Below are 15964 nucleotides of genomic sequence, written 5' to 3'. Positions count from 1 at the left end.
AGCGTGGCTGCATGAAATATACAGCCACCAGTATTCTGTTGCTTTCTGCCACTCTCATACTCTCCGCGTGCGCCTCAACATACCCATACAAACAATCCCCCAAATCCACGCCTGCCGTTAATCGTACTAAAACAGCCCCTAAATCTGTCGCAAAAGTCAGCCAGAACGTCGCCTACGTCAACGGCCAACCGATCTCTCAATCCTCGCTACTCAAATCCATGTACGAACTCGCCGGCGGCGAAGCACTCGCCAACGCCGTCATCGACGCCTCGATCACTGAAGATCTCGCGCTCCGCAAGATCAACATCACCCCCGAGATGATGCAAGCCGAAAAGCAGCTCATCATCGATGCGCTCTCGCCTTCCAGCGAAGACGAAGCCGTCCGTCTTCTCTCGCAACTCCGTCTTGATCGTGGTCTCGGTGAGTACAACTTCAACAAAATGCTACACCGCAACGCAGCCCTTCGCGCTATCATCGCTGCCAAGGTCAACCTCAACCCCCAACTCCTCCAGCAGGAATACGAACTCCGTTTCGGCCCCAAATACCAACCCCGCATCATCGTCATGCCCAACCTCCGCGATATCAAACGCATCCATAGCCAGCTTGATAAAGGTGAATCCTTCTCCGACCTTGCAGGTGCCAATTCCACCGACATCAGCAACCGTCAAGGCGGCCTCCTCTCACCGATCTCCCCTGTCGATGCGAACTACCCCCAAGTCATCCTTCAGGAACTCATCAAGCTCCAGCCCGGCCAAATCTCCCAAGCCATCGTCCTCGACAACAGCTACGCACTCCTCAAGCTTGAGCGCATCATACCCCAATCCGAGCTACAATATGACCAGGTAAAAGACCAGATCGCCAAGTCACTCCGTCTCCGCATACAAGCCACACTCATGCGACAAAAGGCCTCCGAATACATCGCCTCCTCGCAAGTCACAGTCCTCCAGCCCGAACTCCACGACAGTTGGCTACGCAAGAAAAATGAGTACACCGACGCGCCTTCCGGTCAATAAAATCCATCATCGTTTAACTACAAATACTCCTCAAACCTGCCATCGCCGGTGGCAGGGTGTTTGAGTCCAAACGCTTCGGGTGACCGCATAAAAACATGATTGGTATAATAATTCCTCACAGATCACCCCCAAGGTTTGTGAATCAGATTGGGATTGTTTCATTGGGATGAGTAGGGCAGGGGACATAGATTGAACAGGTGGACATCAACATGGATATCAACGTTGCCTCTCGCATAGAGCGGCTGCCTACCTATGTATTAGGCCAACTCAAACAACTGATCTACGAACGCCGTAAAGCCGGCGCCGATATCATCGACATGAACATGGGCAATCCTTCCGACGCCCCACCCGATCCCGTCGTCGATAAGATCCGCGAAGCCGTCACCGACCCCCGCAACTCTCGTTACTCCGCTTCCGCCGGCGTCTACAACCTCCGCCGCGACATGGCCCGCAAGTACGAACGCAAATGGGGCGTCGAACTCGACCCCGACACCGAAGTCATCGCAACCATCGGCTCAAAAGAAGGCTTCTCACACATGTGCCTCGCCATCATGGGCCCCGGCGACTGCGCTGTCGTGACCGACCCCGCCTTCCAAATCCATACCACCGCCGTTATCCTCGCCGGCGGCTCCGTCTTCCTCGTACCCGTTGGCAACGACGAAGCATTCCTCGCGCGCATCGACGACGTCCTCAAACACCTCCAGCCCAAACCCAAAGTCATCATCCTCTGCTACCCCAACAACCCAACGACCATGACCGTCGATGATACCTTCTTCGCCAAAGTCGTCGATCTTGCAGCCAAGCATCAAGTCATGATCCTTCACGATTTCGCCTACGGCGAGACCTGCTTCGATAACTACAAAGCCCCCTCATACCTCCAAGCTCCCGGCGCAAAAGAATACGGCGTCGAATTCACCACACTCTCAAAACCCTACAACATGGCCGGCTGGCGCATCGGCTTCTGCTGCGGTCACCCTCAAATGATCAAAGCCCTCTCCACCGTCAAAGGCTACTACGATTACGGCATATTCCAAGCCGTCCAGATCGCCGCCATTGTTGCTATGCGTGAAGGCGATAAGCACATCGAACAGCAAAATCGTGTTTATGCTCAACGCCGTGAGCTCCTATGTAAAAGCCTCCGTAAGCTCGGTTGGCAAGTGGATACCCCCAAAGCTTCCATGTTCGTCTGGGCCAAGGTCAACCCCAAACACCTTATCCCATACAACGGCTCCACCAACGATTTTTGCTTAGCAATGGTCGATCAAGCCGAAGTCGCCCTCACCCCCGGTGCCGCCTTCGGCGACCTCGGCGAAGGTTACGTTCGCATGGCACTCGTCGAAAACGACCAGCGCATTCGCCAAGCCATCCGCCAACTCACCCGCGTCCTCAATAACTGATGCAACAACCTATCAATCGAATAGACCGCAACCCCCACGCCAATCAACGTGGGGTTTTGCCATCAACACAAATTTTCCAACACCAATAGTCAGCAACACCGATTGTCGGGAACTCCTGTATCCGCTCATCTCACCTATCGTTCAATTCAAAACATATTTTTCTCATATAATCCATCCAGTCAATTCTATCCATCAAAGGCAAAACCATGAAGCAACGATACGCAGCCCGAGCCGTCATCCTCAATGAAAATAACAACGTCCTCTTACTCGAATGTAAAGACACACAGCCCGTCAACCCAAAAACGCCACACATCAATCACTACTGGATCACACCCGGCGGCGGACTCGAACCTGACGAAACACATCATCAAGCACTCAAGCGAGAACTCCATGAGGAACTCGCTATACAGAAAATCCAGATTCTTGATCATCTCGACACTCGATCCGTGGTCCTCAATCTGCCTGAGATCAGTTAGCGCGCGGTTATCGCAGAAAACTTTGCGTTTTCCAATCATTTCTGATCAAAACGCGCTCATTTTAATTACGGGTAAGTCACTAATTTGAAGATTTTGTGCGCACATACCCGGCACAAACAACAAAAAAACGCGCCTTTGTGCGCGCATTCATCTCAATTTATCACTGTTAAATAAAACCCTTTTTACGCACAAACCTGAAATGAACATCAGAGAAATCTAGTCGTCAGATTCCTGCTCTCGAGCGTTCTTCATGTCTCGCAATACCGTCGAAAAGATCGCTTCTTCTTCTCGTTTCTCGGCCAGTTCAGCCAGCGCCGCTGCCGGGTCTTTCTTGATCACGACCTCATCATTCATAGCAACGACCTCTTCCGCCTCAATCGGTTCCGTTACCTCTTCAGCCGGATCGCTCGCCCCAGCTTCAACGACCAACTCACCTTTCAAAATCATCTCGATCTCTGCTTCTTCCTCTGCTGTCATCTCCTCTTCATCGCCCATGCTGCGATCTCTTCCACTTGATCCCATCGCCTCGCCGCCATTCGCTCCCGCAGCATGATGCATCTTGATATCCATCAGCGTACGCTGATTTTGCTCGAACAAACGCTCAAATCGGCGGGTCATATCATCAAGCTGTTTTTCTTTTTTCTCCCACAACCCCATCACCGTATCGACCTTCTCTTCAAGCATTTGGATCGCTTTGCTAAAACTCTCATCGATCTGTCCGAGCCACTGATCGTAGCTTTGCAGGCTCTTGGCCATGTCGCCATGCACCTGCTCGCGGAGTTGTTTTTGTTCTCGCCGCACCGCATTGAGCATCTGCGTTTGCGCTGACAATCGGCTTTCCGATGCCTTAAGCAGCTCCATCCCCAATTTGACCCGCTTCTCCGCCTGCTGAGCCTTTTTCAAGGCGGCTTTCTGCTCCCCAGTATCCATAGGCAGGCGATTGCCCGGCAACATCTCGCTGAGCTGGCCGCTCTGCGCGGCAACCTTCACAACATTATTTTTCATGACTTCAGTTTGCTGATTCATAAGGATGACTCACATCAACAAAGTACGGGCATACAAACGTCCGATAGTTCTATCGACATTCCCCAACTAGCGGCTGCAATTTTAGGTAGCACCTGATATCCTAATCCCATGAAGCTCAACGATTTGCTTACCGTTCTCCGCTCAATCGCCCCCGAATCCCTGGCTGAATCATGGGACAAGGTTGGGCTGCATGTCGAGTCCACCGCACGCATCAAACGCGCCATGCTCTGCATCGACCTCACGCAATCCGTCATGCAGGAAGCGATCGAGAAGAAAGTGAACTTGATTGTTGCGTATCATCCACCGATCTTTGCGCCGCTAACCGCACTTACTCGCAGTGATTACAAACAGAACATCATCCTGCTGGCAGCACGGAACAATATCGCAATTTATTCGCCGCATACCGCACTTGACGCGGCCTCGACTGGCGTGAATCAATTTCTAGCAGAAGGCATTGCAGGCGATGATGCTGTGTTTATCAGGCCCATTCGGCCGCACGATAATCGAGCAGAGCAATACAAACTCGTCACGTTTGCACCTGAAGCAAGTGTTCATGCAATCCGCGAATCGCTTTCAGAAGCTGGGGCTGGAAATATTGGCAACTACTCCGAGTGTTCCTTCACCTCACGTGGGCATGGTACGTTCAAAGGTAATGAATCCACGAATCCAGCCATCGGACAAGCGACTGAATTCGAATCGGTTGCTGAGATGCGCGTTGAAATGGTGTTGCCCAAAAACAAGCTGGTAGCAGTGGTTACTGCACTCCGGGATATTCACCCCTACGAAGAACCTGCGTTTGATGTGTATCCAATGATCGCTGGCCCCACATCAAAATCGGGTGATATGACAGGTCAAGGGAGGGTGGTCGAGTTGGCGAAGCCGATTTCGCTCAAAACGCTCGTGACCCGGATCAAGGCAATATTAAAGCTCGATTACCTCGAAGTAGCACCTGCTGAGGGTTCGACGATGGCGAAGAAGAATATCCAGCGGATCGGGCTTTGCGCTGGTGCAGGGCAGTCGCTGATTGAGGAAGCAAGAGCCGCAGTGAAGCAGGATGCTGGGGAAGGGGAAGGCCTTGATGTATTTTTTACAGGTGAGATGCGGCATCATGACACGTTGGCGGCGGTTTGTTCGGGGCTAGCGGTGATTTTGGCGGGTCACACGCGGACAGAGCGGCCGTTTTTGGCGGATTACAGGAAACAGATCAAGGCACAGACGCGGGAAATGGGCAGGGGGGATGTGGAATGGGTGATCTCGAAGGCGGATCGCTCGCCGGGAGAGGTCGTGTGATCGGGAGGAAGTGAGATGGTGTATCAGGGGCTGGGGGGATCCAAACCCTTGAATACCCACAATTTAGCCCCATTGGAAGGGCGATTTGTCCTCCTACGGGCTGTCGGGTATTATATTTCGCTCTCAAACAAACCATAAACCGTCGCTCCATCCCCCCTTTTTCCCCAGTTGTGAAGCACGACTGCCGGATGTGATTGGGAAGCAAGGATCGGAGCTACAAAGCCAAGACGGAGATTTACCCATGGCAGATTTCAAGAAATTCGGCGTTAAAGGCCAGTTCAAAGTTGCAGAACGTTCAACCAACGGCAAGTACTTCATTGACTTCAAGCGTGCTGACGATCTGCGTCGTTTCATGACACCTAACGGTAAGATCCAGGGTCGTAAGAAAACTGGTCTGACCGCTCGCGAACAGCGTATGATGGCTCAAGCGATCAAGCGTGCTCGCTACATGGCACTTCTGCCATACACATCCGCGACTCTCTAGTTGTTGATTAGACGAAAGAATAAATGCAAGGCTGGCTCATTGAGTCGGCCTTGTTTTTTTGTGGGCGTATAAACTGTCGAATTCGAAATATTTTGTGTGGGATGTTGGTGGTTTGAGTTTTCATATTAGGATGTGTTGTGGGAATTCAATATTCAAATGAACTTGTGAAATTGCTTTGTTTAAGCTTTGTGTTTCATCTGGTCTGGTGCTAGTATGAGCTTGTTATGAATCGCTAATCAATACATTCAGAATACTAATGAATCAATTCGCCCAATGGATTTCAAGATAGCGTTATAAAATCCATTGCGTTTGTATGTTTTCATATCCACTAGCGTGGTTCATGATCGCACATTTACATTTTCTATATCGATGCCACGATAGATGACGTGGCTATTCATATTCGATGTCAATTTTCACTGAATCATTATTCAGTCGAGGAGTTCATACCTATGAACACTGATAATTTTGAAGATACAATCTCACATTCTTTCTGGGATCATGAGTATAAAATCCCATGGCATGAAGCGGATTTTAGTAAGCGTATGCTTCGTGAGCATTTAACCCAAGAACATGATCTTGCCAGTCGGCGACTCGAAATCATTGGGCGGCAGGTGGAATGGATTAATCAGATTGCAGGCGATGAGAGATTCCTCAAAATTCTTGATCTTGGCTGTGGGCCCGGGTTGTATGCACACCGTCTTGCGAAGAAAGGGCATGAGATAAAGGGGATTGATTTTTCACCTGCATCAATCGGGTATGCGAAAAGGCATAATCGTTGGCAGGAAAGATGTGCTTTCAGTCAGGAAGATATAAGGGCAGGTGATTATGGGATGAATTATGATTTGGTCATATTTCTTTATGGTGAGTTTAATGTTTTTTCACCTACTGAAATGAGATTGATCCTGAAGAATATACGAGAGTCGTTGCGGTCAACAGGACGATTGCTTGTTGAATTACAGATTTTCAAAGCTATTCAAGGCATCGGTATGTCTTTTGGTGCCGAACAGCATTATGAATGTGGTTTGTTCTCCGATCAGCCACATCGTTGTTGCATCAAAAATGAGTGGTTTTCAGAGCAGCAAATAGCGGTACAACGTTTTCATATAACAGAGGATCAGTGTAAGAAAACTAAAACTTATACAAGTACAACACAGGCTTATCCAGACACGGCTTTAATTGAGATGTTTGAGGATGCTGGTTTTTGTAATGTGCAATGTGAATCACTATGGCCGAGTGCAAACGATGGGTTGGTGCTATGGTCAGCAAATTGCAGGTAAACAAGTAAACCTTATATGTCATGTACTTTTGATTTCATCAAAGAGTGATTGTGTATCCATGATGAAGGCGCGGCGGGAGCCTTTGTGCAATGGGTTTTTAAGCATGTAGGCGTATGTGAGGTCAAAGAAAAGGTGCCAGGTTTTTGACCTGACACCTTGTTTGTTGTTGTAATGATCGTTGCGTTATTTGACTTTAAGTGTTTTGCGTTGCTTTGCAGCTTCCATGGCGGTGAGGATTGTGGCGACGGATGCGTAGCCTTCGTTGCCATCGATTTCGGGTTTGCGTTTTTTGGTGATGGATTCATGGAACGCGTCCATGATGCCAGAGCCGGTTTGGTTGGTATTGCTTGCGATGGCGCCGACTTCATGGAGTTCGCGGCCTGCGCCGTGGGCGTAAGTGACAACGACGGGGTAGTCGGGGTTGGTGCCGATCTCGATGGTGCCGTTGGTGCAGGTGATGACGGTCTGGTTGTTTTCAGGGCCTCGGTTGACCCAGCTTGCGGTGATTTGGCCCATGATGCCTTTCTTGGATTTAAGAAGGATCATGCCGTGATCATCGACGTCAGATTTTTTTTGGAGCGTTGAGACGAATGCAGAGACTTCGACGAAGTCATCATCGAGGAGCCAACGCATGAGGTCGGCTTTGTGAACGCCGAGGTCGCCGAGTGCGCCCATGACAGCGTCCTTCTTTTTAAAGAACCAAGATTTTGCACCGTCAATCGACCAGCCTTCTGGGCCGGGGTGTTGGAATTCAGAACGGAAGGAAACCACTTTGCCGATTCGTCCTGATTTGAGGATTTCTTTAGCTCGGACGTGAGGTGGCATGAGACGCTGGTTTTGGCCTACCATGAGATACTTGCGAGCGGCCTTGGCGGCTTCGATCATTTTCTTGGCTTCGAGGCGCGTGGTGGCCATGGGTTTTTCGACAAGAACATGCTTGCCTGCTTTGAACGCTGCGATGGTCATGGGTGCGTGGAGTTTGTTGGGTGTGCTGACGATAACGGCGTCGATGTCAGCGTCTTTGAGCATTTTTTTGTAATCGGTGTAGACGGTGCCACCGAATTCTTCGGCTCGCTCTTGGGCGCGCTTTTTGTCAATATCGCAGATGGCTGCGATCTCAGCGCCGTTGATTTTGGCGCATTCGTTAAGGTGCCGCCAGCGCGCAATTGAGCCCGCACCGATAAATCCATATTTCACTTTAGCCATTATTCAAACCTTTCCTCAGCCCGATAGATCCATAAAAAGTGAACTCTACGACGAGAGTTTTATCAACCGCCCAGATGGTAAAAGGAGCATCAAAAGCGATATCAGGAGAGGTTAGTAGATTGGGAGGAAACTGACAATCGGCTTTTTGCAAAATCGTGCAGCTTTTTGTGAATGCTGATGGGGTAATGAATGGGCTTATCAACGATTAGATTCTGGTGAGAGAGAGCTGGTGTTGGCTGCGAATAATATACGGGGCTGTGGGGTTAGTTTTACCAGCAAGAACTTGGTGTTGATTGACGAATCAATACCCAAACTTTACCCGAACGAAACACCCAGATACAATCCTGCACATGGCCAAGACCCAGATCTCAGTACGTGGTGCCTCGGAGCACAATCTTAAGTCGGTGGATATTGACATCCCACGCGATCAAATGGTGGTCGTGACGGGGTTGTCCGGTTCGGGGAAATCGTCGCTGGCGTTCGACACGATTTATGCTGAGGGGCAGCGTAAATATATGGAGTCGCTGTCGGCGTACGCGCGTCAGTTTTTGGATCAGTTGCAGAAGCCAGATATTGAGTCGATTGAAGGGTTGCCACCCACGATTGCGATTGAGCAGAGGTCGGCTTCGCACAACCCAAGATCGACGGTCGCAACGACGACTGAGATTTATGACTATCTGAGGTTGCTGTTTGCAAGGGCAGGGCATCCGCGGTGTTGGCATAAGGATGAGAAGACGGGGAAGGTGTGTGGTGATCCGATTGCATCCCAGTCAGCGACGCAGATTGTGGATCATATTTTGGATAATCCGGATGGTACGCGGATCATGATTTTGTCGCCGATCATTCGGGGGAAGAAGGGGCATCATAAAGAGATCTTTGAGGCGATGACGCGGCAGGGGTTTGTGAGGGCGCGGGTGGATGGCGAGATCATGGATTTACGGGAGATTGCGGAGTCAAAAGCAGGGACACCGTTCACGACGAAGACGCAGCGGTATCAGCAGCACACGATCGAAGCGATCGTGGACAGGATTGTGATCCGTGACGAGGGGAAAGATGATCCGGAAAGCGGTGTGCGTTCACGGGTCGCGGATTCGACGGAGCTATCGCTCAAGTTAGCGGATGGATTGGTTGTTGTGACGGTGAATGATGCAGAGGATCGGGAGGTTTGGCATGACACGTTGTACTCGGAGAAGTATGCGTGTCCGAAGCACCCGGAGTGCGCGCTTGAGGATTTGGAGCCGCGGCTGTTTTCGTTTAACTCGCCGTATGGTGCTTGCCCGTCGTGTTCAGGACTGGGGATCCGATTTGAGTTTGATACTGAGTTGGTGGTAGCGGATAAGGATAAGACGCTGAGTACAGGGGCGATTGAGCCGTGGCGGTTTGGTGGGAAGCGGATGAAGATTTATTACGCACGGGCGATCCGGAAATTTTGTAAGGATTTTGAGGTTGATGCGGAGACACCTTGGAAGAAGTTGGGGAAGCCGATTCAGCGGATTTTGTTGCATGGGACCAACTCACGCGATGAGTCGAAGTATGGCTCGTTTTTTGAAGGAGTGATCCCGAACTTGCAGAGGCGGCTTGAGAACACGGAGTCAGAGAATTTTAAGCATTTTATTGCAGCGTATCTGTCGGAAGCGGCGTGCGAGACGTGTGATGGAGCGCGGCTACGTGAAGAATCACTCAATGTGTTTCTTGATACAGAGACAAAGGTCAGAAATAAAAAAGTCGTAAAGTCGTACAACATTAATGATGTGGTGACGATGACGATTGAACATGCCTCGGAATTTTTTGAGAGCTTGAAGCTTTCGGATGAGGAAACGATTATTGCAGAGCCAATCTTGAAAGAGGTACGGGCAAGGCTTGGGTTTATGTTGTCGGTTGGTTTGGGGTATTTGAATTTGAACCGTGGGACAGGAACATTGTCGGGTGGCGAAGCGCAGCGGATTCGATTGGCAACGCAGGTGGGTTCAGGTTTGGTGGGTTGTTGTTATGTATTGGATGAGCCGACGATCGGGCTGCATCAACGGGATAATCAGAAGCTGATTACGACGTTACGCCATCTGACGAATATTGGGAATACGGTACTGGTGGTTGAGCATGATGAGGATACGATTCGCGCATCGGATCATCTGATCGACATTGGGCCGGGGCCTGGTGTGCATGGCGGCGAGATTGTGGCGCAGGGAACATTGGATGAAGTGCTTAAGAATAAGAAATCGTTGACGGCTAAATTTTTGAATGGGATGGAAGCGATTCATACGCCGGATAAGCGGAGGCCGTTGAATGGAAAGGGGCCTGCGCTGACAGTGAAGAAGGCGGCGCAAAATAACCTGAATGATGTTGATGTGCGTTTCCCATTGGGCGGATTGGTTGTAGTAACGGGGGTGTCGGGTTCGGGCAAATCGACGTTGGTGAATCGTATTTTGCTGCGATCCGCGAAACGAGAATTGTTGGGTTCGAAGGAGAAGCCGGGACTGCATGCGGGGCTAAAGGGTGTTGAGCACATTAACCGGATTATTGAAGTGGATCAGTCGCCGATTGGGCGGACACCACGGTCGAATCCAGCTACTTATACGAGCGTGTTTAACTCGGTACGTGATTTGTTCTCGAAAACAAAAGAATCGAAAATTCGCGGGTACAAGCCAGGTCGATTCTCGTTTAATGTTAAAGGTGGGCGATGCGAAGCATGTCAGGGGCAGGGAACGAAGAAGATCGAGATGCACTTTTTACCTGACGTATATGTTCAATGTGATGAGTGCAAAGGGCATCGGTATAACCGCGAAACGCTGGAAGTGCATTACAAAGGCAAGACGATTGCAGATGTGCTTGAGATGACAGTTGAGCAGGCGCTTGAATTCTTTGACGCATTCCCGGATGTGAAGCGGGTTTTGACAGCGTTGAATGATGTGGGGCTCTCGTATATCCAGCTTGGACAGGCTTCGACAACGCTGTCAGGTGGTGAAGCGCAGCGTGTGAAGTTGGCAACAGAATTAGGCAAACGATCGACTGGTAATACGTTGTTTGTATTAGATGAGCCCACAACAGGACTGCATTTCGCCGATGTGAAGAAGTTGATCCATGTGCTGGATCGGCTGGTGGATGCGGGGAATACGGTGGTGGTCATCGAGCATAATATGGATGTGATCAAATGTGCGGATTGGATTATTGACCTTGGCCCTGAGGGCGGTGATAAGGGCGGGAATATTGTGGCTGAAGGAACCCCTGAGCAGGTTGCGAAACACAAGAAGTCATACACAGGCAAATTCCTCCGTGATCACCTTTAAGCTGCTGCGTTGGAGGAGGTCAGTGATATTCACACGACAGGTCACTCTGTTGATCAGTGATTGGGATAGGTGAATTAGGTTCGTTTGGTTATGCAGCAGGATCTAGACCCAAGCGGGGTTCCTCGATATCATAAGCCACATCAGACTCGAATACGGAGATTCACCCATGGCTTCCAAAGCAACCTTTCAGTGCACGCTTGTAACCCCGGGCGCAGCAATTCTCGATGAGAAAATCGTCTATGCTTCCATTCCTGCACATGATGGCAAGATAGGTGTTGAGCATCTCCAAGCGCCCATGTTGATTAAACTGGGTTATGGCCACCTGCGTCTAGATCTGGCGGATGGCTCGTCTGATTCGTATTTCATCGGTGGCGGATTCGTTCAAGTGAAGGATGATGTCCTATCGATCATCACTGACGAAGCAACGCTGGCAACGGAATTAACTGTCACCGAAGCCGAGCAGCAGCTCGAATCGCTATTAGCTGAAGAAGCGAAGACCGGTGCTGAGCTAGACGAACACGACAAGAGTGTCCAACGCGCGCGTGCTCGTGTGGCTGTTGCGAAAACGAACTAATACCATCTCACTGCATTTGTTTTAACAATGCTAACCTGCGATTGATGTGATTTTTAAGCGATCACGCCAGGGATTGCCATGCGCGAGATAACTTATCGTTCCTCGCTGGGTCACGTGAGATATTGAGCGGACACAATTGGTTGTAACTCGTTTCCATCAAACTGCAGCCTGTTTGATCTTCTGGCCGATAACCAGACAATAGGTTGCTGTAATTATTTAATGCGCGGATATTCTGATATTCGCGCAGATGCGGCCTGATCCTCACTGTGTGGGGCTGGATGAAACTCAACCGAATCCCGCAAGGAATCGCCCATGCGCCGCGCTCTGCGCCAGCTCATTCCCAGCATGTTCCATCGCAGATTGCTTCTGCTGGGTGTATTGGTTTGCGCAATTTTTTTCATTCTCATGGCTCGTGCGATCTCACTTGGCTCAGGCGAGTCAAAGCAGATTGCGATTGACCAGACGCAACGATCGCTAGAGACAACGACGCTCGTCCCGACCGTACGCGGTCGTATACTTGATCGTAATGGATTCACCATTGCGAGAGATGTGTCGGGGTTTGATTTGGCATTGTCCTATCAACTGCTTTCAAGAGAATGGGAAATCAACAAAGCGAAGGATGCGACGTCGTTCTATATCAAGTACGTGGCGGACCCGAACAATTATGGGCTGTCGAAGAAAGATGAAATCGACATTTATAACCAACAGCTTGAACGCTTTCAGCAATATCTCGATCGGCTGTGGTATGACCTAAGCACGCTGGCAAACTTGCCCAAGGACGAACTGGAATCACGCAGGACAGCAATCTTGGCACGGCTGCAAAAAAACACATCCAACATTATGCGGCGGCGTGAGTACGTGCTTGAAAAAAAATGGAATCAAGAAATCACCTGGCGCGAGGCTGAGGTGCAGACGGCTGAAGAGACTGCGTACTACAAGCACACCGTTTTGGAGAACATCCCGGAACATATGCAGGCTACGATCCGCAGTCTGGCGGCAGAGGCAGAACTCGCAAAGTATGCCTATGAAGAAGCCAAGCGAGAGGATAGTTCAGACCTATTAGACAAGCGGCTTGAATATGAAGAATTACAGATCTGGTCAGAATTAAAAATCCAAAGGCCGCGGCGGCGTGAATACCCACACGAAACACAGCAGTTAACGTTGGATCGTTCGACGTTGCCAATACCGATCCGAGCGGATGCGACAGAAGATATCACCGTCTCGGGTGTTGGACTGCATATTGTCGGGAACTTGAGGAATACAAGCTCGACGGATATCAAACGTAAGCCGTTCCGTAAGAGTGATGGCCAAATCGATTGGTGGGGCTATAGTGCGAACAATGATAGCGCGGGTTTGACGGGTATTGAAGCGACAATGGAAGATACGCTTCGTGGGAAGCGTGGCTATCAGATTAAGGAATTGGGAGAGGTTGTCGAAGAACAGCAGCCATTGCGAGGAAAAGATGTCCGTTTGAGTTTGGATATCCTGTTACAGGGACGGATTCAAGCGCTGCTTTCACCTCAGTATGGTTTTTTCCAGGTACAACAATGGCATAAATTTGATGATTATCCTCAGCCGAAGGGGACACCACTAGCGGGTTCGGTGGTGGTACTTGATATTGAGACCTCGGAAATTTTGGCCGCGGTGTCAGCGCCTAACTATTCATTAGAACAGTGGCGAGACCCGATCAAGCGTAAGCAGATCCTTGAGGATTACTACAATCTACCGACAAGATTCAGGCCGATCGCTCAACCATATGCGCCAGGTTCAACGGTGAAGCCGTTGATTTACGCAGCCGCGGTGACTGATGGCATTATTGGGGCAACAGAGTCTATCTATTGCAACGGTGTGTTTAATAAAGATCGCCCGGAGCAGTTCCGCTGCTGGATTCACAAACAGTTCATGAGCGAACACAAAAACCGAACTGGGGTGACAGCACTTGCTGTTTCTTGCAATATTTATTTTTATACACTCGGCCAACGGTTTGGTGTGGTGAATATTGTGAACTGGTTCAAGCGTTTTGGCCTTGGTGAAAAACCGAACACATTAGTGAATGGCGAGACCGCTGGCGGGTTGCCTGATTTATCCAAGAACTATTCGGTTTCAGACGCGATCAATATGGGGATCGGGCAGGGGCCAATGAGCTGGTCGCCCGTTCAAGCTGCCGGTGCATACGCCGCGCTTGCAAGAGGCGGCGAATATATTTCTCCTACATTTGTCGTGCCTGAAGATCGCCCAAAGGATAAGCCGCAGACGACACGTTCGCTTGGCCTCAAATCAACAGCCTACAAAACAGCATTGATGGGATTGCATAGCGTGGTGAACACGAATGAGGGAGGCGGTCACACACTGGTGTATGATGATGCATCTGGTCAGCAGGTGCGAGAGAAAATCTTTGACCAGCCCGATTTGGATATTGCAGGCAAAACAGGGACAGCTCAATCATGGCATCAGCGACAACCGATTTACGATGAGAATGGCAAGATTGCAGGATGGGGCGAGATTCTCAAGCGTGGCGATCATGGCTGGTTTATTTCATTGGTGAAGCGTAAAGATGATCGGGATTACAAATATGTGGTGCTTGCTGTGACAGATTACGGTGGGTCAGGTGGCCGCGCTTCTGGGCCGATTGTCAATCAAGTGCTGCACGCGATGAAGGCTGAGGGATATCTCACAGGGAAGCGTAGAAATACGAAAGATGAGATGAATCAGCAGGGGGGGAATCATTGACCGACGCATTGTTTGATAACTTGCGAGCTTTGTTCAAGCCTTCACCAGCTTGGTTCACGCTTTTTGCTGCGGTGTTGTTGACGATTTTTGGATCATACGCGATTGACACGGTCAAGCCGTTATACGCGTGGAAGCAAACTCATATTTGGCTGCCGATTGCGATGATCACGATGCTTATCGTGATGGTGCCGCATCCAAGATGGATGGGATTAGCTTCGTATCCGCTATTGGTGGTGTCGGTATTATCACTCGTATATTTATTGATACCGGGTGTGCCGTTGGTGAGGCCGATCAATGGCGCGAGGTCATGGATTTCATTACCAGGAATGGGGCTGCAGCCTGCCGAGTTTGTAAAGATTCTATATGTGCTTGGCTTGGCCCGTTATCTACGCTATCGCAATTCATATCGAACATTTTTAGGATTGTTCACGCCATTTCTTTTGATGTTTGTGCCACTGGTCTTGATCCTCAAGCAGCCTGACCTCGGAACAGCATTACTCTTTGCACCAACCTTGTTCGCTATGCTTGTTGCCGCCGGTGCAAAACTGCGGCATCTGTTCTCGTTAGTTGCACTAGGTGTCATGGCGATCGTGATCGTCGTTGCCATTACATTGCTTGCTCCAGAAAACATGCAGCTGCTAAAGCCGCACCAGCAAGTCCGAATTCGATCGGTCTTTTCGCTCGCGCAAGGCGATATGACCGCAAATAAGGACGATGCTTTCCAGCAAGCAACCGGTATGCGTCTGATCGCACAAGCAGGTTTCTTTGGGAACCAAAAGGAAGAATCTCAGACGATCATTAAGTATTCACGCATCCCCGAGCCGCACAACGACATGATCTTCCCTGTGCTTGTAAACCGTTGGGGGTTCTGCGGCATCTTTGCCATCCTTGGCCTGTATTTTGTCTTCATCAGCTCGGCTCTGCTCGTCGCAGCTCGATCCAAAGACCCGTTTGTCAGGCTATCCTGCGTCGGATTCGCCGCCATGATCTTTACTCAGGCAACAGTCAATATCGGCATGTGCCTCGGCTTGCTCCCCATCACCGGCATCACCCTCCCATTCATCTCCTACGGCGGCTCCTCAGTTCTCTCACTCTTCATCATCACCGGGCTGATCGTAAATTTCGCCGCCCGCCCCAATGCCATCCTCGCCCGCCCATCCTTCGAATACGACAACGCCGATGCGATCTACCAGTAATTCTATCCAGC

At 50.2% G+C, this 15964-nt stretch carries 12 protein-coding genes; 10 read left to right on the top strand and 2 right to left on the bottom strand.

The window, feature by feature from the left end; translation table 11 throughout:
* The first annotated feature begins 11 nt into the window (after positions 1 to 11).
* The 3 genes from KS4_RS09650 (at position 12) to KS4_RS09640 (ending at position 2886) form a co-directional block, all read left to right on the top strand.
* Entirely contained in the window at positions 12 to 1013 is a 1002-nt protein-coding gene (locus KS4_RS09650) for a peptidylprolyl isomerase (RefSeq protein WP_145077441.1), read from the top strand.
* A gap of 209 nt (positions 1014 to 1222) precedes the next feature.
* Positions 1223 to 2410: an aminotransferase class I/II-fold pyridoxal phosphate-dependent enzyme gene (locus tag KS4_RS09645; RefSeq protein ID WP_145077439.1), complete on the top strand. Its 1188-nt coding sequence runs from the start codon at positions 1223 to 1225 to the stop codon at positions 2408 to 2410.
* Positions 2411 to 2616: 206 nt separating this feature from the next.
* A complete protein-coding gene (locus KS4_RS09640; protein ID WP_145077437.1) occupies positions 2617 to 2886 on the top strand; it encodes an NUDIX domain-containing protein in 270 nt (89 codons plus the stop codon).
* A gap of 216 nt (positions 2887 to 3102) precedes the next feature.
* On the opposite strand, the gene KS4_RS09635 is transcribed toward KS4_RS09640, so the two are convergent.
* Positions 3103 to 3912: a hypothetical protein gene (locus KS4_RS09635; RefSeq protein ID WP_145077435.1), complete on the bottom strand. Its 810-nt coding sequence runs from the start codon at positions 3910 to 3912 to the stop codon at positions 3103 to 3105.
* A 108-nt stretch (positions 3913 to 4020) separates the two neighbouring features.
* Here KS4_RS09635 and KS4_RS09630 point away from each other — a divergent pair, with 108 nt between their 5' ends.
* The 3 genes from KS4_RS09630 (at position 4021) to KS4_RS09620 (ending at position 6963) form a co-directional block, all read left to right on the top strand.
* A complete protein-coding gene (locus tag KS4_RS09630) occupies positions 4021 to 5202 on the top strand; it encodes a Nif3-like dinuclear metal center hexameric protein (RefSeq protein ID WP_145077433.1) in 1182 nt (393 codons plus the stop codon).
* Between the two features lie 241 nt (positions 5203 to 5443).
* On the top strand, positions 5444 to 5686 hold the full coding sequence (rpsR, locus tag KS4_RS09625; protein ID WP_145077431.1) for a 30S ribosomal protein S18: 243 nt from the start codon (positions 5444 to 5446) through the stop codon (positions 5684 to 5686).
* Between the two features lie 449 nt (positions 5687 to 6135).
* Positions 6136 to 6963 carry a class I SAM-dependent methyltransferase gene (locus tag KS4_RS09620; protein WP_145077429.1) on the top strand — a complete coding sequence of 276 codons (828 nt, stop codon included), beginning with the start codon at positions 6136 to 6138 and terminating at the stop codon, positions 6961 to 6963.
* 183 nt (positions 6964 to 7146) lie between these two features.
* Here KS4_RS09620 and KS4_RS09615 read toward each other — a convergent pair whose 3' ends face one another.
* Positions 7147 to 8169, bottom strand: coding sequence for a Gfo/Idh/MocA family protein (locus KS4_RS09615; RefSeq protein WP_145077427.1), 1023 nt, complete (start codon positions 8167 to 8169; stop codon positions 7147 to 7149).
* A gap of 350 nt (positions 8170 to 8519) precedes the next feature.
* Here KS4_RS09615 and uvrA point away from each other — a divergent pair, with 350 nt between their 5' ends.
* From uvrA to KS4_RS09595, 4 genes are all read left to right on the top strand, one after another.
* Positions 8520 to 11453, top strand: a complete 2934-nt coding sequence (uvrA, locus tag KS4_RS09610) for an excinuclease ABC subunit UvrA (RefSeq protein WP_145077425.1) — start codon at positions 8520 to 8522, stop codon at positions 11451 to 11453.
* A gap of 166 nt (positions 11454 to 11619) precedes the next feature.
* Positions 11620 to 12027, top strand: a complete 408-nt coding sequence (locus tag KS4_RS09605) for a F0F1 ATP synthase subunit epsilon (protein WP_145077423.1) — start codon at positions 11620 to 11622, stop codon at positions 12025 to 12027.
* Between the two features lie 312 nt (positions 12028 to 12339).
* Positions 12340 to 14757 (top strand): penicillin-binding transpeptidase domain-containing protein, encoded by a 2418-nt coding sequence (locus KS4_RS09600; protein WP_145077421.1) that lies wholly within the window; start codon positions 12340 to 12342, stop codon positions 14755 to 14757.
* Positions 14754 to 15953: an FtsW/RodA/SpoVE family cell cycle protein gene (locus tag KS4_RS09595; protein ID WP_145077419.1), complete on the top strand. Its 1200-nt coding sequence runs from the start codon at positions 14754 to 14756 to the stop codon at positions 15951 to 15953. Before KS4_RS09600 ends, KS4_RS09595 begins: the two co-directional genes overlap by 4 nt.
* The last annotated feature ends 11 nt before the right edge of the window (positions 15954 to 15964 follow it).

Source organism: Poriferisphaera corsica (genome assembly GCF_007747445.1).
In the GTDB taxonomy this organism is placed as follows: Bacteria; Planctomycetota; Phycisphaerae; order Phycisphaerales; family Phycisphaeraceae; genus Poriferisphaera; species Poriferisphaera corsica.
The sequence above is the reverse complement of the archived record's forward strand: the minus strand, read 5'-3'. Positions and strand labels throughout refer to the sequence as shown.